Origin of the sequence: Desulfovibrio sp. (assembly GCA_016208105.1) — a bacterium.
Lineage (GTDB): Bacteria > Desulfobacterota > Desulfovibrionia > Desulfovibrionales > Desulfovibrionaceae > Fundidesulfovibrio.
Map to the genome: position 1 here is coordinate 209,217 of JACQYS010000022.1, position 20,240 is coordinate 229,456.

Here is a 20,240-nt window from a genome sequence, read left to right on the forward strand (position 1 = left end):
GCGGACAGACGGGCGCTCATCTGATCCCTCCGGCCAACACGGCCAGCAGCAGGGCCAGGCCGGTTACCAGCATGGTCAGGTACAGGGTCACCTTACCAGTGGCCCAGGGCCTGACCGCGTCCGAGGCCCAGGCGAAAAGCCTGCCAGATCCCATGACAGCGCCGTCCACCACGCCTTGGTCCACCCCCTTCCAGATGACGGTGCTGAGCGCTTGGTAGGGCTTGACGAACACGGCACGGTACAGGGCGTCCAGGCCGAGACCTCCCCTGAACACACCGAGCGGGCCGTCCTCGCGGGCGATCAGGGCCTGGGCCCCAGGCCTGCGGGCGGGCGAGTAGAGCAGCCAGGCCAGGCCAAGTCCCAGGAGCCCGGCGCCAAGATCGATGAGTTCCGCGGTGGAACCGTGGGAACTGTGCGCCTCGTGCACCTGGGGCGCTGCCCCGGGCACGGACGCGAGGACGTGCTCCAGCCAGCCCCCCCCGGCCCAGTTGCCGGGAAGATTGATCACCCCGGCCACCAGGGCCAACACGGCCAGGGGCCAGAGAACCCGAGCCATGCCCGTGGGCAGCACGGCGGGCTTGTGGGTGAAGGGTTTGGCCGGTTCGCCCGTGAAGGCCAAAAATACCAGACGGAAGGTGTAGAAGGAGGTGATCACCGCTCCGGCAGCCGCCAAAACGAACAGGGCCTGATAGATTGGGCTTGGCTGTCCGAGCACGGATTCCAGCACCCGGCCCTTGCTGAAGAACCCGGCCGTGGGCGGAAGCGATGCCAGGTCCAAAGCGCCGATAAGAAACAGCCAGAAGATTTCCGGGCGGGCCTTGCGCAGAAAGCCACCCATATTGAGTACGTCCTGCTCCTCGTGCAGCACCTGGATCACGCATCCGGCGGCCAGGAAGAGCAGGGACTTGAAAAAAGCGTGGCAGAGCAGGTGAAACATGGAGCCGGTGATGTCGCCGGCGCCCAGGGCCAGGAGCATGTACCCCACCTGGCTTATGGTGGACCAGGCCAGAATGCGCTTGATGTCCCGCTGGCTCATGGCGGCCAGGCAACCCCAGAAGGCGGTGAGCCCTCCCACGCAGGCCACGGTCAGCATGACGTCCGGGGAAATGGCCAGAAGCGGGAACAGGCGCATGAGCAGGTACACCCCGGCCGTGACCATGGTGGCCGCGTGGATGAGCGCCGAGACCGGTGTGGGACCGGCCATGGCGTCCGGCAGCCAGACCAGAAGCGGCAGCTGGGCGGACTTGCCCGTGGCCGCGAACAGGAACAAAAGCCCCAGGGCCAGGGCCGCGCGCGTAGACAGGGTGATGACCCGCTCGTCGATCACGCTTATGGAAAGCGTTCCCATGTTCGTGACCAGCACGGCCATGGCGGCCACGAAGGCCACGTCCCCTATGCGCGTCAGTATGAAGGCCTTCTGCCCGGCTACCCCCCGGAAACTCTCCTGGTACCAGTGGCCGATGAGGGCGTAGGAGCAAAAGCCCACTCCCTCCCAGCCCAGGAACAAAAAGAGCAGGTTGTCCGCCAGCACGATCACCAGCATGCTGAACACGAACAGGTTCAGATAGCAGAAGTAGCGGACATAGCCCTCCTCGCCGCGCATGTACCAGACGGAATGCACGTGGATGATGAACGACACGAAGGTGACCATCACGGCCATGATAAGAGACAGCGGGTCGATGAGCACGTCGATGGATGCCGTAACCGGCCCGGCCGAGAACCACGGGGCCAGGGTGAGCACCTCGCGCCCGCCGGGGAAGGTGAACCATGCGGTGACGGCCGCGATGCAGGAGGCCAGAATGGCGGAGCAGGCCAGGACCTCGCAGGTCCGCCTGGGGAGGTTTCTGCCAGTGATGATGAGGATCAGGCCGCCAATGAGCGGGGGGGCGAGGGTGAGAAAGGCGAGCGTCTTCACGTTATCAACCTTTCATGCTGGAGTAGCTGCCAGAATCCAGCGTGCCGATTCGTTTGCGGGCATGGACGAAAAGCGCCAGGCCCACCGAGGCCTCGGCCGCGGTGAGCGCCATGAGAAAGAGGGTGAAGGCCTGGCCCTCCATGGCCTGCCAGTGGAGCGACGCACCCACCAGGGCCACGGAGCAGGCGTTGAGCATCACCTCGACGCCAAGGAGGATCATGATCAGGTTGCGCCTGGCCAGGGCGCAGAAGGCACCCATGGCAAAGAGGATGAGCGCCAGGGCCAGAACGTGGTCAAGCGGCGCGATCACGGTTTGGTCTCCTCGCCAGGCTGTTTGGACTTGAAGTCGCGCACCAAAAACATGGCCCCGGCCAGGGCCACGAAAAAGAGCACCGAGATGGCCTCCACCGCCGGCCAGTAGTTCTGGTACACGTAATGGCCCAGTTCGCGAGCGGTGGCCTTGGCCATGGCCATGGGAGCGGTCTCGTGCGGCGGCGACCAGATGAGAACCAGCCCGGCGGCAGCGGCCACGGCACCGAGCACACCAGGCCCGATCCAGCTCATGACGCCCCAGTCCCTGGGCTTGGGCTCCTCGCGCCCAAGAAGCATGATGATGAAAAGAAACAGCACCATGACTGCTCCGGCCGGAATCATGATCTGCAACACAGCGGGCAGCGGCGCGCCGAAGAGGCCAAAGAGCACCGCCGTGGCGAAAAAGGACACCACCAGATAGATGACGGCATGCACGGGCTGCTTCCTGGTAACGGCCAGGCCCGTGGCCAGGGCGATCACCCCGGCCAGGGCGTAGAATATTGTCTGGGGAACGTTCATGCGGCTTCTCCCCTCGCGTGTGCTTTACGGCCATTCATGCAGCGTATCATGTTCTGTCCCATGAGGTTTCCTTAGGGGAAGTTGGTCTTGGGGTTCGCCGCAGGATGTTCGTTGTCATGGGTTCCTGGCTCGCGGCCCACGGCCACGCCGGCATGCTTGTAGAAGTCGTAGTCCGGGTCCTTGCCTCCATGGTCCACCAGAAGCTGGTGTTTCTCGTAGATAAGCTTCAGCGGGTCGTCTTCGCTCATCTCGAAGTCGGGAGTAAGCTGGATGGCCAGGGTGGGGCAGGCTTCCTCGCACAGGCCGCAGAAAATGCAGCGCCCGAAATTGATCCTGAACCACTCGGCGTAACGGCGTCCGTCCTGGCGAACGGCGGACTGCATGGAAATGCAGCTCACCGGGCAGGCGGCGGAGCAGAGCTGGCAGGCCACGCAGCGCTCCTCCTTGTCGGGGCTGCGGGTAAGCACGATGCGCCCCCTGGCCCTGGGGGGAAGCTCGCGCTTGTACTCCGGGTACTGCTCCGTAATGGGCTTTCGGAACAGGTGCTTGAGCGTCACCCAGAAGGGTTCCATCAGGCCGGTGGTGCCCTGGACCATGTTTTTTAAAAAGCCGTTTCGTTCGTCCATGGCTCTATCCCGCAAGGAGCATCACCGCTCCGGTGGCCAGAATGTTCACAAGGGCCAGGGGGGCCAGCCACACCCAGCACAGGCGCATGAGCTGGTCAGGCCGCAGCCTGGGAAGGGTGGCCCGAATCCAGATGAGCAGGATGGGCATGATGGAGGTCTTAATGAGCATCCACACTATGGGCGGCAGCACGGGCCCGCTCCAGCCGCCCATGAAGAACACGGCGGCCAAAGCGCCCAGAAAGATCATGTTCACGTACTCGCCCAAGAAGAACAGGGCGAAGCGCATGCCGCTGTATTCCATGTGGTAGCCGGCCTGGAGCTCGTTCTCGGCCTCGGCCAGGTCGAACGGGGTCCTTTTTATCTCGGCCAGGGCGCTTACAAAAAACAGAATGAAGGCCACAGGCTGATACACGATGAAAGGCATGCTCGCCTGGGCGTTCACTATGTCCACAAGGCTCATGGATTTGGCCATCATCACCACGGGCACCAGGGTAAGCCCCAGGGGAAGCTCGTAGCTGATCATCTGGCCAACGCCGCGCACCGCGCCCAAGAGGCTGTACTTGCTGTTGGAGGCCCAGCCGCCGAGCGCCAGGGAATAAACCCCGACAGAAGACAGGGCCAGAACGAACAGCACGCCCACGTCCAGGTCGGAGATGACCATGGGCACCTTCTGGCCCATGATGGTAAGCTCGGTGCCGAAGGGGACCACGGCAAAGGCCAGGAGCGTGGTCATGGGCAGCACGGCCGGGATGATGAAGAAGAGGAATTTGTCCGCACCGGCAGGGACCAGATCCTCCTTGAGGAGCATCTTGGCGCCGTCTGCCAGGGGCTGCAGAAGCCCGAAGGGCCCCACCCGGTTTGGCCCGTAGCGCAGCTGGAAGCGCCCCAGGAGCTTTCGTTCCACAAGCACCAGATAGGCGGCTCCGGCCATGACCACGGCCAGCACCAGCACAAGCTTGACCAGAAGAACGGCGAATCCGGCGAGCCACAGGGTCATGAGGGCGTCTCCCCGGATTTGTCCGCCTGTTTGCTCAAAAGCGCCAACTCGATGGTGTACCCGTTGGCCACGGCGTGCCTCCAGCCGCTGTCCGGGCGCCTGGGCAGGACCACGGTTTCCCGGGCCATGTTGTCCACCATGCGCAGGTAGCAGCTGGCTGGCCCGGAGCCGCAGGACAAAAGGACCGCATCCTCGTCGCGAAGCGCGATGGTGCTGGCGTCCTTGGTGTGGAGAACCATTTGTGGAGATGGTGCCAGGCTTTTGAGGATAGTGCCGTAGCTCGAGAGCTCTTCGGTTCCGAAAGCCTGCTCGGTGATGATGAGATCCGCCCCGAGGTCCGGCGGAACGGGCGAGGGGCGGGCACCTAGCGTAGCGCCGGGAGCCGCGTCCGGGATGACCAGGACGTTGTCGTGCGGCCAACGGTCGGGAGAAAGGCCAGTGAGGGCCGGACATGCGGCAACCACCCCGTTCCAGGGGCGATACCCCTCCCCAAAACCGCAGCCGAGCGCGCCGGCCAACCCGGCCAGGATCGCCCAGCATGGTTCGGGCTGGGAACCGGGAATCCCGGGGGAGTACGTCCTCGGGGGATGGCCGCTCTGGAGGGTCTGGCCCATGGGCGTGCCGCCAGAAAAAGCGGGACTGGCGTGTTGGAGGCGTCCCTCCTGGTTTAAGAAGCTGCCCCCCGCCTCGAAAACGGTCTGGCTGGGCAGGAAAATGTGGGATTGCCAGCGTGTGGCCGAGGCCAGGTAGTCCACGCAGACCAGGAGATCGAGCTTGTGGATGGCCGCCTGGATGCGGGCGTGATCCGCGAAGCGGGCAACAGGGTCGGACTCCACGCACAGAAGGGCCTTGATCCGCCCGGAGTCGATTCCGGCCAGCACGTCGTCGAAGCTCGCCGTGGGGTCCCCATTCATAAGGGCTGCGCCGTAGGCGTTGGCTCCGGCCAGCACCGGGAAGAACCCGGCCCGTCCCCTGCGCCCGTCCAAAAATTTCGCCGCACCCGCGGCCAGGGCCGGAGTGGAGAGCCTCACGATGTCTGATCCGCATACGATTACCGGGAAGGCGCTTTCAGCAAGACGTACGGCAAACTCTTCCCACCCGGGAACAGCTGCCGGGTCGGGCATATGCTGGCTAAGCGAATCAAGGAAACCGGCGTCCCCGGCTGCGGGTTCGGGGAAGGCCCGGCGCAGGATGGCCCCGAAAGCGGCTTCCATGTGGTGCTTGCGGGCCGGGATGTGCAGAAACTCAAGCGGCATCTCCACCGGCCTGGGGTCTATCACGGCCACGGCCGCGCCGTTTCGCGCCGCCTGGCGGATGGCCAGGGCCAGCATGGGCGCTTCCGAGAGCGGGGCTGCGCCCACCACCAGGATGCAGTCCGACCCGGCAATGCCTCCCATGGAGACGTGCAGGTCCTTGCCCAGACCGGCCACGGCCGAGAGCATGTTCTGTTTGCGGTGGCTTCCGGTGGTGAACTCGGGCGCGGTCCAGCCGGCCTTGGCGGCCAAAAGCTTCAGCGCGCCCTGGCTCTCCAGGGACTGCCTGGAGGAACCGAGGCAGGCCACGGTGCCGGGGCCGTGCTGGGCAACCAGCTTCTGGATGCGCGCGGCGGCTTCCGCGAGAGCTTTCTCCAGCGGAGCGTTCGCTCCGTCGATCTGGGCTTGGCGGGGGCGGTCCGGCAGGTTGGCGTACTCGTAGCCGTGGCGTCCCCGGTCGCACAGGAAATATCCGTTCACATCAGGATGCGGCCTGGCCTCGATCTTTATCACCGCGCGGTAGCGGGCGGAAATCTCGTTGTTGCAGCCCAGGCTGCAGCTCAGGCACACTGAGGGGCTTCGCTCCAGGTCCCAGTGGCGGGCCTTGTGGCGCGAGGGCTTGTCCGTGAACACCCCGGTGGGGCAGACCTCCACCAGGTTGCCCGCGAACGGGCTCTGGAGCGGGCCCTCGGCATACCGGCCGTAGGTCACGTCACCGGCGATGCGCATGGGGCCGAAGTCGCGGTATCCAGCGAAGTCCTGGTAGTAGCGGGCGCAGCGGTAGCAGTGGATGCAGCGGTTCATCTCCTGCACCACCAGTGGGCCGAGCTCCTGGTTGCGGTAGGTGCGCTTTTTGCCCTTGAACGCGCGCAGGCCGTGGCCGCAGGAGATGGTGGTGTCCTGGAGCAGGCAGTGTCCGCCTTCGTCGCACACCGGGCAGTCGTGCGGGTGGTGCAGCATGAGGAGCTCGGCAATGTGCCTGCGAAACTCCAGGGCCTCGGGGTGGCCCGTGTCCACCACCATTTTGTCCTTGGCCTTCACCATGCAGCTCATCTGCAAACCCTTCACCGGGCCGTCCGTGAACATCACCGCGCACATGCGACACGATCCGGCCGGGCCCAGGGCCGGGTGGAAACAGAAGCGCGGGATCATGATGCCCACCTGCTGCGCGGCCTCGATGACCGTGGTCCCTTCCGGAACCGAGAGTCGAAGTCCGTCTATGATCAGATCGGGCATGACACGATCCGCCTGGGTTTGGGTCTGGGGCGCGCGCCGGGGCAGCTGCCCTCGGGCGCTCCGGGCCAGGTGGTGATGATGGCGTGGCGGTCGCCCTGCCAGGGCAGGGCCGGCTGGGAGCTGAAGGGGCATCCCTTGCCATCCAGGTGGGCCATGATCTCGTCCATGAAGTAGTCCAGCAGCCCCAGCACCGGCGCGGCCGCGCCAGGAGCGAAGGCGCAGTTGGCGTGTTCGGCGTGTTCGGCGGTACGGCGCAGGGTGGCCACGTCCTCCTGGGTGGCCGTGCCGGCCTCGATGCGCTCCAGCACGTCCAGTATCAGGGGCAGGCCGTCCCGGCAGGGCGTGCACCAGCCGCAGGACTCGCGGGCGAAGTAGTGCATCATGTTGAGCGTGGCCGCCACCAGGCAGGTGTCCTGGTCGAAGACGATCACCGCGCCCGTGCCCAGGCGGAAGCCGTTGTCGCGAAGCGTCTGGAAGTCCAGGGGGAGGTCCAGGTACTTCTCGGACATGAACGTGGTGGAGGTGCCTCCGGGCAGGGCGGCCTTGAACTTCTTGCCGGGCGGCATGCCCCCGGCGTGGTCGAAGACCACCTGGCGCAGCGTGGTGCCCGAAGGCAGCTCGAAGCAGTCGGGCTTGGCCACCATGCCGCTCACCGCATAGAGCTTGGCCCCGTCCCCGCCGGGGGTGGCCGCGAGGTCCTTGAACCACTGGGAGCCGTTGCGGATGATGCCCGGCACGCTGGCCAGAGTCTCCACGTTGTTGACGATGGTGGGCTTGTCCCACAGGCCCCGCACCGAGGAGCGGTACCCGGTCTCGATGGGGTTTGGGCGCACGCCCATGACGGCGCGCTGCTGGGCTCCCGATTCGCCGCAGATGTAGCGGCCGCCGCTTCGGTGCACGATGATGTCGAAGCTGAAATCCGTTCCCAGGATGTTCTTGCCCAATAGATTGGCGGCGCGAGCCTCCTCGATCTCGATGGTCAGCAGTTCCGCCTCGATCTCGTAGGAAGGGCGGATGAAAATAACGCCCTTGTCGCCGCCCACGGCGTAGGCGGCCAGGGTCATGCCTTCGATGATGAGATGGGGGTCGGCGTTTATGATGATCCGGTCCTTGAAGGTGCCGGGCTCCATCTCGTCGGCGTTGCACAGGATGTACCTGGGGTGGGGGCTGTCCGCAGGCACGCCGCCCCACTTGCGTCCGGCCGGGAAACCCGCGCCGCCGCGCCCGCGAAGGCCGGAATCCAGCACTTCCTTGACCACCTCTCCCGGAGTCATGGAGGTGAGGGCCTTGGAAAGACCCTCGTAGCCGCCGATGGCGCGGTATTCGTCCAGATGGACGTGGTGGCGCTTGCCGCGGTTTTTAAAAAGAACCAGTTCGTCCATGGCCTACCTGCACACCACGATTTCTTCGCCGTGTTCGCGCAGCCTGGCGAGGATCGAGTCGATTTTTTCGTTGGTGAGCCTGCCGTAGTATTTGCCGTTGACCAGCATGCCCGGGGCGTTCTGGCAGTCGCCGATGCAGGCCGTGGGCAGGATGGAGAACATGCCGTCCGGCGTGGTCTGCCCCACCTCGATTCCCAGCACGTTCTGGAGATGGCGGAACACGCCGTCCACCCGGTGCATCCAGCACACCACGCCGTCGCACACGTGGATGACGTAGCGCCCCACAGGCTCCCGGTAGAAGAAGTCATAGAAGGTGACCAGCTCGTCCACCTCCAGCGGGGTCATGCCCAGGCGGCTGGCCGCCTCCTCGATGGCCTCGTCGCAGAGGTACCCGTAGTGGTTCTGCAGCGCGTAGAGAACGTCCACGGCCATCTCGCGGGCGTGGTCCGCGTGGGCGATCATCTCGCGCAGACTTTGGTCCAGTTCCTCGGGCAGCATGCGGGACGCGTCTCCTTCACCTGTCGATATCGGGCAGAATGTAGTCGATGGAGGCCAGGGTGGCCACCAGGTCCGGGATGGTATGCCCCGGCACGAAATGTTTGAGCACCTGCACGTTGGCGTAGCCTGGCGAGCGGATGTGCAGCCGGTAGGGCGAGGAAAGTCCGTCGCTCACCACGTAGTAGCCCTGTTCGCCTCGCGGCGACTCCGTGACATGGTATGCTTCGCCCCGGGGCACGTTGGGCCCCCTGGACACGTTGACGAAATGATGGATCAGGCTCTCGATGTCTTTGAGCGTATCCTTCTTTTCCGGCACGCTGTAGCGGTAGTCCTCGGTGATGTGCCGTCCCGGGGGCATGTCGCGCGCTGCCTGTTCGATGATGCGAAGGCTCTGGCGCATCTCCTCCATGCGCACCCGGTAGCGCGAGAAGCAGTCGCCGCCGTGCTCGATGGGAACGTCGAAGTCGAAGGCCTCGTAGGCGCCGTAGGGCATCTTCTTGCGCAGGTCCCACTCCAGGCCGCAGGCCCGCAGGTTGGGTCCGGTGACGCCCCATTCCATGGCGTCCTTCAAAGCAAGCGGGGTGACCCCCTTGGTGCGGGCCAGAAAGATGGGGTTTCGGTCGAAAAGAGCCTCGTATTCCTTGATGCGCGAGGGGAACACCTTGACGAAGGCGTCCACTTTCTCGCGCCATCCCTCGGGCAGGTCCTGGGCCACTCCCCCGATGCGCAGCCAGGACGGGTGCAGCCTGCCGCCGGTGACGCTCTCGATGAGGTCCAGAATCATCTCGCGTTCGCGGAAGGTGTAGAAGATGGCGCTCATCATGCCCAGGTCCTGCACGAAGGTGCCGAACCAGAGCAGGTGGTTTGAAAGGCGGAAGAACTCACAGAGCATGATCCGTATGTATTCCGCCCTGTCCGGGACATGGATGCCCGCCAGCTTCTCCACGGCCGTGACGTAGGAGAGGTTGTTGGCGAGCCCGGCCAGGTAGTCCACCCGGTCAGTGTAGGGGATGAACTGGTGCCAGGACTGGTGCTCGGCGATCTTCTCCACCCCCCGGTGGTGGTAGCCGATCTCGATGTCCATATCCCGGATCATCTCGCCGTGCAGGGCCAGGACGTAGCGGAGCACCCCGTGGGTTCCGTAGTGGTGGGGCCCGAAGTTGAGGAGCATCTCCTCCTCGTCCCCGGAGGTGCCCAAAAGCTCGGCCGCGTCCACCGGCTCCAGGGCGGGCAGGTCGGCCCGGGTGAAGGGGGGCATGGTGGTGGCCCGGCGCGGGTGGGCCTTCAACAGCGGGTGGCCTGGCCAGTTGGCGTGCAGGATCAGGGGGCGCAGGCGCTGGTGACCGGAAAAGTCGATGCCGAACATGTCGTGCACTTCGCGTTCGTACCAGTCGGCGCTGGCCCATATGCCGGTGACGCTGTCGATTTCGGGAGCCGCGCCCTGGAGAGGCACCTTGACGCGCAATCGGGAGGCCTTTCGGAAATTGAGCAGGGTGTAGACCAGGTGGAAGTCCGGATAGCCCTGGGAGGCCTGGCGGGCGGATTCGTCAATCGCTGTCAGGTCCTCCAGGCGCGCGTACGGAGAGTTTGGCCTGGTCTTCAAGTACTCCAGGACGTCCCGGGCCTTCCCGGCGGGAACGCGCAGGGTGGGCATGTCCGAAACCGGCTCGACCATCTCGATGCCTGGGCTCCCCTCGTCCTGGCCGAAACGCTCCTGAAGCTCGGCGGCCAGGCTTCTGTCCGGTTCGGAAATCTCGATGCGCGCGGCCGGCGGGGTCCACATCAGGCGGGAGCGGTTGCCCGCAAAATCCGGGGGCGTGGCCGAGGTGCCCCGTACGGCGGTGCCCGCGAAACCGGGGCCGCGCGTGTCCATGCTCTTGGTGGCGCCTTCCACGAGTTCCTCGGTGCGCCCGCCCTGGCTGCCGCCGGAAAGCCCGAATATGGGCCGGGTGGGGCGTTCCAGCTTCACGCGCTGCTGCAGGGCCATGAGCCCGTGCAGGAGGGCCTCTGGTTTGGGCGGACAGCCGGGCACGTAGATGTCCACCGGCAGAATCTGGTCCACCCCCTGCACCACGGAGTAGACGTCGTACATGCCGCCGGTGTTGGAGCACGAGCCCATTGAGATCACCCACCTGGGCTCGGCCATCTGCTCATAGAGCCTTAAGACCACCGGGGCCACCTTCTTGAAGATGGTGCCGGAAACGATGAGCACGTCTGACTGGCGCGGCGAGCCGCGAAACACTTCCGACCCGAAGCGGGCGATGTCGTAGCGGGCGGTGAAGGCGGTGGCTTCCTCAACAAAACAGCAGGAAAGGCCGAAAAAGAACGGCCACAGGCTGTTGGCGCGGCACCAGTCCACGGCAAGGTCGACGCTGGAAGGCGCCGTGAGGCCGGGCAGGTCTATTGTCTGGTGGCCGTGCCCCATTGGAGCCCTCCCTTGAGCCAAAGATACCAGAGGCTGAGCAGTAGCACGCCGATGAACACGCAGATGCCGATGAAGCTCACGGCGCTCAAGGTGTCGAAGGAAACGGCCCAGGTGTAGATGAAGGCGGTTTCCACGTCGAAGATCAAAAAGACCATGGCCACCAGGGAAAATGGCGCGGGATAGCGGAACATGGGCTCCGGGGTGGGGATGACGCCGCACTCGTAAGGCCTGTCCTTTTCCGGGCTTCTCCTTGTGGGATTCACAATCCGGGTCAGAACCAGCAGGGCCGCCAAAAGCCCTCCCACCAGGACCGCGAAAACCAAGAGGCTCAGTCCTCCGGGTTCCCACGGGGACAATGCGAAGTTCAGTGACGGGTCGACCGGTGTCATGCGCTGTACCCTTGGTTCGCTTAAAAGGCGCGGGCGCCAAAGCGTCCGCAAGAGAAGGTATCTTCCCCACCTTAGCGTATTCTGAAGCAGAGAGTAAAGAAAAAGAACGGGTTGAACCGTGCTCACGCGAATTTGGCCGCCCTCGCCCGCGGGCTCGCAGGTGCCAGTTGAGGATGCACGCATGTTGGTTTGCAGGGCGAGGGAATGAATTCATCTGCCACTTTTTTTCGCGAAAATTTCACCGGAACTCTTCCTCACTTCGGGGCTGGTCAATCGTTACCCGCAACAATTGTTTACGCCGCAACAAACGTTGCTTTCCGCATTTATCTCCGGTGCGGCCAGCATTCCCGGCGGCACCACGTTTTGTGTCAACAAATGTTGCTCGGGAAAGAGTGGGTCGTTTTAGTGGTCTATTTTGCCAATATGCTGAAATTAAACGTTTTATTTAGCTTTTAACGGCTGGCACGGCCCCTGCTTTAGAGGGGAAACGTGGAATGGGGACTCCCCAAGGACGCTTGGGGGACACTGAAAACCTAGGTTTCAAAACACGAGAGGAGCCGTTAGGACATGAAAAAGCTTCTTATTCTTGGTGCCGGCGCCGGCGGTTGCATAATCGCCAACAAAATGCGCCAGAAGCTGGACGAGAAAGAGTGGAAGATCACCATCATCGATCGCAACACTGTTAACCACTACCAGCCCGGTTGGCTCTTCGTGCCCTTCGGCATCTACGACATCAAGGACTGCATCCGTCCCCTGTCGAGCTTCATTCCCGCTGGCGTTGAATTCATCAACGAAGAGATCACCAACATCGACCCTGTCGGCAAGGTGGTCACCACCACCAACTCCAAGGTCGACTACGACTGGATCGTGGTTGCCACCGGTTGCAGCATCATGCCCGACGAGATCGAAGGCATGATGGACGGCTGGAAGAAGAACATCCACGACTTCTACACCCCCAATGGGGCGGTGGACCTCTGCCACAAGCTGGCCCGGTTCGAGAAAGGCAAGATCTGCCTGAACATTGCCGAAATGCCCATCAAGTGCCCGGTCGCCCCCCTGGAATTCCTGTTCCTGGCCGACTGGTTCTTCATGACCGAGGGCACCCGCCACAACATCGAGATCGAGCTGGTGACCCCGCTCACCGGCGCCTTTACCAAGCCCGTGGCCGCCGCCGCCCTGGGCAAGATCTGCGAAGAGAAGAACATCAAGATCGTTCCCAACTTCGAAATCGCGGCCGTTGACGCCGAGCGCGGCGTGATGGAATCCATGAAGGGCGACGAAGTGGAGTTCGACCTCCTGGTGGCCATTCCGCCCAACTTCGGCTCCCAGGTGATCATCGATTCCGACATCGGCGATCCCATGGGCTACATGAAGACCGACCACTACACCTTGAAGTCTCCCGACTACGAGAACATGTACATCCTGGGCGACGCCACCAACGTGCCCACCTCCAAGGCCGGTTCCGTGACCCACTTCGAGGCGGATGTTCTCACCGAGAATCTGCACCGCGACATCGAGGGTCTGGCCCCGCGCCCCGAGTTCGACGGCCACTCCAACTGCTTCATCGTCACCGGCTACGAGAAAGCCGCTCTCATCGACTTCAACTACAAAGTCGAGCCTCTGCCGGGCAAGTATCCGTTCCCGGGCATCGGACCCTTCGGCCTGCTGGAAGAGTCCTACATGAACTACTGGGGCAAGATGATGTTCAAGTGGGTCTACTTCAATCTCATGCTCAAAGGTAAGGACCTGCCCCTCGAACCTCAGATGTTCATGGCCGGCAAAAAACGCCCCGGCGGCTTCTAGGAGAAGTGACCATGAGCAAAGAGGACCTCATTTTAGAAAAACTCGGCAAGATAGAAGCCGAGCTGGCTGTCGCGAGGGAAGCCAGAGAGCCCATGGACGACCTGATCCGGGATCTGAACCCGATCATGAAGCAGGCTCTCTACGCCCTCATCAAGGAATTCAAGGACGTGGAGGACAGCTTCCAGCTGGAAGACCTCCTGCCTCTCGTCAAGAAGATCCTTGTGAACGTCAAAAACATCACCTGGGCTCTCGAAGCCCTCGAGACCATCATCGACATGTGGCACACCATGGAGCCGATGATGAAGTCCGCCCTGCACAACACCGTGCGCTACCTGGGAACCCTGGAGCAGAAGGGCGTGTTCAGGACCTACGAGGCAATGCTCGAAGTTCGCGGCAAAATCGCCCAGCACTACGGCCCCGAAGACATCGAGGCCATGGGCGACAGCTTCGTGGTTCTCATTGGCCTGCTCAAGAAGATGAGCGACCCCAAGATGCTCGAGCTCTTGGAAAAGCTCACGGACATGCCCGCCAACATGGAATTGGCCAACGCCAAGCCTGTGGGAATGTTCGGTGTGGTGGGCGCCCTGTCCAACCCCGAGGTGAAGGACGGCATCGGCGTGGCCATGGAAATGGTCAAGGCCCTGGGCAAGCTGAAATAACCAATAAAGCGGCCTAGCCGCAAACCGCGAGGTAACTATGGCCAAGAAGATCCTCATAATCGACGACGACCCCGAGATCATTTCGTATCTCAAGGACGTCTTTGAAGAGGCCGGCTATGAAACCGTGGGCGCCAAGAACGGCGTCGAGGGCCTGGAAATGGCCCAGGTCCACAAACCCGATCTCATCACCCTGGACATGGACATGCCCGCCCGCGGCGGCACCCTGTTCTATGTGAAGCTTCGCCAGGAACCGCAGCTGGCCGAGATCCCGGTTATCGTGATCAGCGGCGTGGGCCCCCGCCCGCCGGTTCTGACCAAGAACGTCCCGGTGATCACCAAGCCCGTGGACGTTGAGAAGACCCTGAAGATGGTCAAGGAAATGATCGCCGGCTAGTCGTCCGGAACTGACACCGGCTTGTTGTCCGGTGAGACGATATCGCAAAGGCGCGGGCTTTCCCTTACGGGGCCCGCGCCTTTGTCCTTCTCGGGGATGGCTGGTGAGGACGTGTTGCCGCATGCTGTTTAGAAGGATACAGAGAAGAAAAATCTGAACGCGATTGCGGTCTTCACGCGCTTTAAGGAGTGGCTTCATGGGCGAGAAAGTGATGCTGGTCGACGACGAGGACGCCATCCGGGAAATCCTCGGGCTCTCCATCGCCGACCTGGGCTATGATGTCCAGACAGCGGCCAACGGCGAGGAAGCCCTGGAGGCGCTCGAAGTTTTCGTTCCATCCATCGTGCTGACAGACATCAAGATGCCGGGCATGGACGGCATCGAGCTCCTAAAGCGCATCAAGGAAATAAGTCCCGACATCGAAGTGATCATGATCTCCGGTCATGGAGACATGGACCTGGCCGTGAAGAGCCTTCAGTACGAAGCCCTGGATTTCATCACCAAGCCCATCCGCGACGAGCTTCTGATAAACGCGCTCAAGCGCGCCGCCGAAAAGATCGGCATGCGCCGCCAACTGCGCGAGCACACCCAGAACCTGGAGCGCATCGTCAAGGAGAAGTCCGCAAAGCTTGTGGAACTGGAGCGCCAGCTGGCCGTGGGCCAGGTGGTGGAGGGTCTTTCCACGGCCATGCGCTGCCTGGTGGAAACCTTCGACGAGGGCATGGGCTATTTCAACCAGCTGCCCTGCTTTATATCCATCCACAACCGCTATCTGGAAGTGGTGGCCGTGAACCAGCTCTATGAGGATCGCCTGGGCAACATGACTGGAAAAAATTCCTGGGAGGTCTATTCCCAGCGACAGGGCAGCGGCAACGCCTGCCCCGTGGCCAAGACCATCGAATCCGGTAAGGCCCAGCGCAGCCCGGAAATTCTCATGGGCAAGGACGGGAGCGAAGTCCCTGTCATTGTCCATACAGCGCCGATCATGAGCAACGACGGACAAGTCGAGATGGTCATCGAACTGTCCGTGGACGTTACGGAAGTGAACAGGCTCCAGGAGGAACTGCGGGCCACCCGCGAAAAGTTCCACCGGCTTTTCGATTCCGTGCCGTGCTACATCGAGGTGGTGGACCGCGAGCACAACATAGTGGAGGCCAACCGCCGCTTCCGGCAGGATTTCGGCGAGTGCCGGGGCAGCAAGTGTTTCACTACGTTCACCCACCGTGAGGATCCCTGCCAGGAGTGCCCCATCTCGCTCACCTTCGAGGACGGGGAGTCCCACCAGTGGGAGACCGTGGTCACCACCAAGGACGGCTCGCAGCGTATCGTGCTCATCCAGACCGCTCCGGTGCATGACGACAAAGGCCAGATAGAGCAGGTGATGGAGATATCCACGGACATCACCCAGATCCGCCAGCTCCAGGACCACCTGGCCTCGCTTGGGCTCATGCTCGGCTCCATGTCCCACGGCGTGAAGGGCCTGCTCACCTCCTTGGACGGCGGAGTGTACAAGGTGGAGGCCGGATTCAAGCGTGACGACGCCGAACGCCTGCGCGACGGCTGGGCCATTGTGAAAGACAAGATCAGCCGCATCCGCCGGATGGTTCTGGACATTCTCTATTACGCCAAATCTCGTGAAACCGAGCTCGCGCAAGTGGACCTTGGCGCGTTCGCCAAGGACCTGGCCGCCATCATCGAACCCAAGGCGCAGCAGAGGAAGGTGGGGTTCAGGCTGGAGGCGGGCGAAGATCTCGGCGAGACCGGCCTGGACGAAACCGCCATGTCCGCCGCTCTGGTGAACCTTCTGGAAAACGCCGTGGACGCCTGCGCCGAGGACGACACCAAGCCGGAACACCACGTGGTGTTCAAGGTGACGGCCGATGCCGACACGGTGCGCTTCGAGGTTGCCGACGACGGCATGGGAATGGACCAGGAAACCAGGGAGAAGATGTTCACCCTGTTCTTTTCTTCCAAGGGGTCGCGCGGCACTGGGCTGGGGCTTTTCATCTCCAACCAGGTCATCGAGCGCCACGGGGGCACCATAGACGTTCAGTCGGAACTGGGCACGGGGACGTCCATAATCGTCACCATGCCCCGTACCCGGGCTTCATGAGGCAGGGAGAAGGCGGATGAAAGGGCTTCTCGAATCGTTTCGCAGCAGGCTGGTCTTAAAGATCACCTTTCCCATCGCCTTCATTTTGTTCGCGAGCATCTTTCTGTGGTCCTTCTATCACGTGCAGTACCAGAAGGAGGCCACGGTCGAGAACCTCATCATGGGCGCGGACCGCGTGGCCAGCACGGTGAAGCTGGGCCTGCACTACGCCATGATGCTCAACTCCCGCGAAGACATCCAGGCCATCGTCAACAACTACAGCAAGCTTCAGGAAATCCGCAACGTCCGCATCATCAACAAGGCCGGGGAGGTGATGTTCGCCACCTCGCCGGATCAGACCCGCGTGGTCATCACCCGCAGGGACCCCTTGTGCCAGGCCTGCCACCAGGGCCTCGAAGCCAGGCTTCAGCCGAGCCTGACCGACGCCATCTACAAGGACTCCGAGGAGAACGGAGAACGGGTTCTCAGGCTTGTGACCCCGATCTTGAACGAACAGGGATGCTCGGACCCCTCGGGCTGCCACTTCCACAAGGCCGGGGAAAAAATACTGGGAGTTTTGGACCTGGCGTTTTCCCTGTCCGGCGCGGATGAACTCATAAGCGAGAGCAGGCAGCACACGCTCTACCTGGCATTCATCCAGTTCATCGTCACCTTCGCCACCCTGGCCGTGCTGTTCCTGGCTCTGGTGAAGCGGCCGATCAACTCCATAATACACGACGCCAGGCTCATCGCCCAGGGCAAGGCCCTCAAACGCCAGAGCGTGAAAAGCGACGACGAGATCGGCCAGCTGGCCGAGGCCATCTACCAGATGGGCTCGGACCTCATGGCCAAGAACAACCAGCTCTCGCTGCAGAAGAATCTCTACCAGGACCTGTTCGAGGGAGTGCCGTGCGTTATCACGGTGCAGGACCGCGATTTCAGGCTCCTGCGCTTCAACAAGACCTTCGAGGAACGCTTCAACGCGCGTCTCGGGGAATTCTGCTTCAAGGCCTACAAGGGCCGCGACTCCAAGTGTCCGGACTGCCCGGTGGAAAAAACCTTCAATACCGGCAGGTTCCAGACCACCGAGGAGTCCGGCTGCTATCGGGACGGCTCCATGGCGCACTGGATAGTGAACACGGCCCCCATCTATGATTCCGAGGGGAATCTGGTGGCGGCCATGGAGATGTGCCTGGACATCACCGAACGCAAGGATCTGGAGCGGGAGCTCAAGCGTTCGGAAAAGAAGTACATGGCCATCTTCAACAACATACCTAACGCCGTGTTCGTGCTCGACCAGGAAGACTTCACCATCCGCGACTGCAACATGAGCGCCGTTCACCTCTACGGCTGGACCAAGTCCGAACTGTCCAGGATGAGCTTTCTGGACCTGTTCGCGGATGTCGAGAAGGCGGCCTTCGTAAAGACGCTCAAGAAGAACAAGGATATCGACCAGGTCAAGCACATCACCAAGGACGGCCGGGAGTTCTTTGTCTCCATCAATTCCTCGCCGACCGAGTACAATAAGCGCAAGGTTTTCCTGGTGACCGTGGGCGACATCTCCAACCGCCTGGAAACGGAGCAGCAGCTCATTCAGGCCAGCAAGATGGCTACCCTGGGCGAGATGGCCACGGGCGTGGCCCATGAGATCAACCAGCCCCTGGCCGTCATCCAGACCAGCGTGGACCTCATAAAGCGCAGCCTCAGCCGCGGGGAGCTTCCGGCCGAGGCTTTGCTCAGGCGCGTCACCGAGTTGGTTGTTCAACAAGTGGAGCGAGCCACCAAGATCATCAGCCACATGCGCGAATTCGGCCGCAAATCCGACATCCAGCTGGATGAGGTGGCCTTAAACGACGTGCTCAAGCGATCCTTCGACTTTTTCAGCCAGCAGCTGGCGCTGAGAAGCATCGAGGTGGTCTGGGAACTCGATGAGAAGCTTCCTTTGGTCCGCTGCGAGTCAAACCGCATGGAGCAGGTGTTCATAAACTTCTTCATCAACGCCCGGGACGCCATCGAGGAGCGCGCCGCGAAACCGGACGGCAGGCAGGTGCCGAAACGCATCACCATAAAGACCATGCACAACAACGAGTTCGTCACCGTACGCATATCGGACACCGGCACGGGCGTGCCCGAAGCCGCCATGATGCGTATTTTCGAGCCGTTTTTTACCACCAAGCAGGTGGGCAAGGGAACTGGGCTCGGGCTCTCCATCAGCTACGGCATCGTCAAGGAGTGCGGGGGGACCATAAACGTGGTGAACAACGAGGACGGCGGCGCGAGCTTCTACGTGCGCCTGCCCATCCCGGGGGAAAGACCTGGGGGCGGAGAGTAACTAGCCTGTTTTCTTGCGTTTCTTTGTCAGCAAACGCCTGTTCAGCGCCTGACGCGTAATTCCAAGCATTTTGGCGGCCACGCTCTGGTTGCCGCCCGCCCGTTCCAGGGCTTCGTTAATCACCCGCTCCTCGGCCTGCTTGAGGGTCATCACCCCGTGCTCCATCTCGCCAAGCACCGCAGGGAAAAGCTCCGGCCGGACGCTCCCGCGCACCGACCCCACCCAATCCTTGAAGGGCTCCATGGACAGGACCGCCCCTTCGCTTAGGGCCACGGCGTTGAAAATCATGGCTTCGAGTTCGCGCACGTTGCCCGGGAACCTATGCCCGGCAAGAAGCGGCGCCAGTTGCGCAGGGGCCTGGGGCGTGGGTTTTCCCAGTCGGTCCGCCGCCTTCTCCAGGAAGTGTTCCGTTAGAAGCTCCAGGTCGTCCATGCGTTCGCGAAGGGCCGGGATGGCCACATAGTGCGTGCGCAGCCGGAAGAAGAGGTCGCGCCGGAACGTGCCCTGTTCGATCATCTCTTCCAGGGCCTGGTTGGTGGCAACGATGATGCGCGCTTCCACGGGTTTTAAGGTGTCTGAACCCAGGGGGTAGTATTCGCGCTCCTGGATCAGGCGCAGGAGCTTGAGCTGGGAGGCCTTGGCCAGGTCGCCTATCTCGTCCAGAAAGAGCGTGCCCCCGGTGGCCTCCTCGATGAGTCCGCGCCGGCCGATGTTCGCCCCGGTGAAGGCTCCTTTCTTGTGCCCGAAGAGCGTGTCCGAGAACATGGCGTCATCCAAACCCGCCACGTTCACGCCCACGAATTTTCCCGAGCGGCCGCTTTGGTCGTGGATGGCCCTGGCCACGAGCTCCTTGCCCACCCCGGTTTCGCCAGTGACCAAAACCGGTTCATCCGATCCGGCCACAGCCTGTACATAGGCCAGGAGGGATTTCATGCGGGCGTTGCCCGTGACGATGCGAGCCAAGGCGTTCTCGCTGGGCTCTTGCTGTAATTGGCTGGGCGGATTCTCCGGGCGCGCGGCGGGGCTTGCCTCCAGGGCATGGCGCACCGCGGACAAGAGGTGGGCCCGGTCCACGGGTTTGACCAGGTAATCCACCGATCCCGCCCGCATGCAGCGCACGGCCGTCTCAACTTCGTTGAAACCGGTGACGATGATGACCGGAAGGCCCGGGTGCTCGTTCTTAATGTAGCTGAGCACCTCTTCCCCGCGCATCTGGGGCATGCACAGGTCGAGCATGACCAGGGACACCTGCTGGCGGCTCAGGATGTTCTTCACCTCGAGAGGATTCTGGCAGCGGATTGTGTTTGTCAGGCCGGAATAACGCAGGTTCAGGTCGTAGCTTTGCAGGGCCTGCTCTTCGTCGTCCACGAGAAGGATCGGGTGCTTGGGTATGAGTGCCGTGCCCATG

Annotated in this window: 16 protein-coding genes; 5 read left to right on the plus strand and 11 right to left on the minus strand. The window is 62.6% G+C overall.

All coding sequences use genetic code 11. The features are described 5' to 3' along the window. Positions 1-16 precede the first annotated feature (16 nt). From nuoL to HY795_13600, 10 genes are all read right to left on the minus strand, one after another. Positions 17-1,915 carry an NADH-quinone oxidoreductase subunit L gene (gene nuoL, locus HY795_13555; protein MBI4806255.1) on the minus strand — a complete coding sequence of 633 codons (1,899 nt, stop codon included), beginning with the start codon at positions 1,913-1,915 and terminating at the stop codon, positions 17-19. A gap of 4 nt (positions 1,916-1,919) precedes the next feature. Beyond that, positions 1,920-2,225, minus strand: coding sequence for an NADH-quinone oxidoreductase subunit NuoK (gene nuoK, locus HY795_13560; GenBank protein ID MBI4806256.1), 306 nt, complete (start codon positions 2,223-2,225; stop codon positions 1,920-1,922). Next, complete coding sequence (locus tag HY795_13565; GenBank protein MBI4806257.1) at positions 2,222-2,746, minus strand: NADH-quinone oxidoreductase subunit J; 525 nt, start codon at positions 2,744-2,746, stop codon at positions 2,222-2,224. The genes nuoK and HY795_13565 overlap by 4 nt, the downstream gene beginning before the upstream one ends. Before the next feature lie 71 nt (positions 2,747-2,817). Next, positions 2,818-3,372, minus strand: coding sequence for an NADH-quinone oxidoreductase subunit NuoI (gene nuoI / locus HY795_13570; GenBank protein ID MBI4806258.1), 555 nt, complete (start codon positions 3,370-3,372; stop codon positions 2,818-2,820). Positions 3,373-3,376: 4 nt separating this feature from the next. Next, complete coding sequence (gene nuoH / locus HY795_13575) at positions 3,377-4,369, minus strand: NADH-quinone oxidoreductase subunit NuoH (protein MBI4806259.1); 993 nt, start codon at positions 4,367-4,369, stop codon at positions 3,377-3,379. Then, complete coding sequence (gene nuoG, locus HY795_13580) at positions 4,366-6,858, minus strand: NADH-quinone oxidoreductase subunit NuoG (GenBank protein MBI4806260.1); 2,493 nt, start codon at positions 6,856-6,858, stop codon at positions 4,366-4,368. Before nuoG ends, nuoH begins: the two co-directional genes overlap by 4 nt. Next, positions 6,846-8,240, minus strand: a complete 1,395-nt coding sequence (locus HY795_13585) for an SLBB domain-containing protein (GenBank protein ID MBI4806261.1) — start codon at positions 8,238-8,240, stop codon at positions 6,846-6,848. Before HY795_13585 ends, nuoG begins: the two co-directional genes overlap by 13 nt. A 3-nt stretch (positions 8,241-8,243) precedes the next feature. Next, positions 8,244-8,738 carry an NADH-quinone oxidoreductase subunit NuoE gene (nuoE, locus tag HY795_13590; protein MBI4806262.1) on the minus strand — a complete coding sequence of 165 codons (495 nt, stop codon included), beginning with the start codon at positions 8,736-8,738 and terminating at the stop codon, positions 8,244-8,246. Positions 8,739-8,754: 16 nt separating this feature from the next. Next, the gene (locus HY795_13595) at positions 8,755-11,163 is read right to left on the minus strand and encodes an NADH-quinone oxidoreductase subunit B/C/D (GenBank protein MBI4806263.1); all 2,409 of its coding nucleotides are present in this window, start codon (positions 11,161-11,163) and stop codon (positions 8,755-8,757) included. Continuing rightward, positions 11,139-11,552, minus strand: coding sequence for an NADH-quinone oxidoreductase subunit A (locus HY795_13600; protein MBI4806264.1), 414 nt, complete (start codon positions 11,550-11,552; stop codon positions 11,139-11,141). The genes HY795_13595 and HY795_13600 overlap by 25 nt, the downstream gene beginning before the upstream one ends. A 567-nt stretch (positions 11,553-12,119) precedes the next feature. On the opposite strand from HY795_13600, the gene HY795_13605 reads away from it, so the two are divergent. The 5 genes from HY795_13605 (at position 12,120) to HY795_13625 (ending at position 18,832) form a co-directional block, all read left to right on the plus strand. Continuing rightward, positions 12,120-13,355 carry an NAD(P)/FAD-dependent oxidoreductase gene (locus HY795_13605; GenBank protein MBI4806265.1) on the plus strand — a complete coding sequence of 412 codons (1,236 nt, stop codon included), beginning with the start codon at positions 12,120-12,122 and terminating at the stop codon, positions 13,353-13,355. Between the two features lie 11 nt (positions 13,356-13,366). Beyond that, positions 13,367-14,014: a DUF1641 domain-containing protein gene (locus tag HY795_13610; protein ID MBI4806266.1), complete on the plus strand. Its 648-nt coding sequence runs from the start codon at positions 13,367-13,369 to the stop codon at positions 14,012-14,014. A gap of 37 nt (positions 14,015-14,051) precedes the next feature. Further along, the gene (locus HY795_13615; GenBank protein MBI4806267.1) at positions 14,052-14,408 is read left to right on the plus strand and encodes a response regulator; all 357 of its coding nucleotides are present in this window, start codon (positions 14,052-14,054) and stop codon (positions 14,406-14,408) included. A 196-nt stretch (positions 14,409-14,604) separates the two neighbouring features. Continuing rightward, positions 14,605-16,521 carry a response regulator gene (locus HY795_13620; GenBank protein ID MBI4806268.1) on the plus strand — a complete coding sequence of 639 codons (1,917 nt, stop codon included), beginning with the start codon at positions 14,605-14,607 and terminating at the stop codon, positions 16,519-16,521. Positions 16,522-16,537: 16 nt separating this feature from the next. Next, entirely contained in the window at positions 16,538-18,832 is a 2,295-nt protein-coding gene (locus HY795_13625; protein ID MBI4806269.1) for a PAS domain S-box protein, read from the plus strand. Here the strand turns inward: HY795_13625 and HY795_13630 are convergent, their stop codons facing one another. After that, positions 18,833-20,239, minus strand: a complete 1,407-nt coding sequence (locus HY795_13630) for a sigma-54-dependent Fis family transcriptional regulator (GenBank protein MBI4806270.1) — start codon at positions 20,237-20,239, stop codon at positions 18,833-18,835. Position 20,240 lies beyond the last annotated feature (1 nt).

Coding starts and splice junctions, on each gene's coding strand:
- HY795_13565 (MBI4806257.1), bottom strand. CDS start 2,746: ATGAACGTTCCCCAGACAATATTCTACGCCCTGGCCGGGGTGATCGCC.
- nuoI (MBI4806258.1), bottom strand. CDS start 3,372: ATGGACGAACGAAACGGCTTTTTAAAAAACATGGTCCAGGGCACCACC.
- nuoH (MBI4806259.1), bottom strand. CDS start 4,369: ATGACCCTGTGGCTCGCCGGATTCGCCGTTCTTCTGGTCAAGCTTGTG.
- nuoG (MBI4806260.1), bottom strand. CDS start 6,858: ATGCCCGATCTGATCATAGACGGACTTCGACTCTCGGTTCCGGAAGGG.
- HY795_13585 (MBI4806261.1), bottom strand. CDS start 8,240: ATGGACGAACTGGTTCTTTTTAAAAACCGCGGCAAGCGCCACCACGTC.
- nuoE (MBI4806262.1), bottom strand. CDS start 8,738: ATGCTGCCCGAGGAACTGGACCAAAGTCTGCGCGAGATGATCGCCCAC.
- HY795_13595 (MBI4806263.1), bottom strand. CDS start 11,163: ATGGGGCACGGCCACCAGACAATAGACCTGCCCGGCCTCACGGCGCCT.
- HY795_13600 (MBI4806264.1), bottom strand. CDS start 11,552: ATGACACCGGTCGACCCGTCACTGAACTTCGCATTGTCCCCGTGGGAA.
- HY795_13605 (MBI4806265.1), top strand. CDS start 12,120: ATGAAAAAGCTTCTTATTCTTGGTGCCGGCGCCGGCGGTTGCATAATC.
- HY795_13610 (MBI4806266.1), top strand. CDS start 13,367: ATGAGCAAAGAGGACCTCATTTTAGAAAAACTCGGCAAGATAGAAGCC.
- HY795_13615 (MBI4806267.1), top strand. CDS start 14,052: ATGGCCAAGAAGATCCTCATAATCGACGACGACCCCGAGATCATTTCG.
- HY795_13620 (MBI4806268.1), top strand. CDS start 14,605: ATGGGCGAGAAAGTGATGCTGGTCGACGACGAGGACGCCATCCGGGAA.
- HY795_13625 (MBI4806269.1), top strand. CDS start 16,538: ATGAAAGGGCTTCTCGAATCGTTTCGCAGCAGGCTGGTCTTAAAGATC.
- HY795_13630 (MBI4806270.1), bottom strand. CDS start 20,239: ATGGGCACGGCACTCATACCCAAGCACCCGATCCTTCTCGTGGACGAC.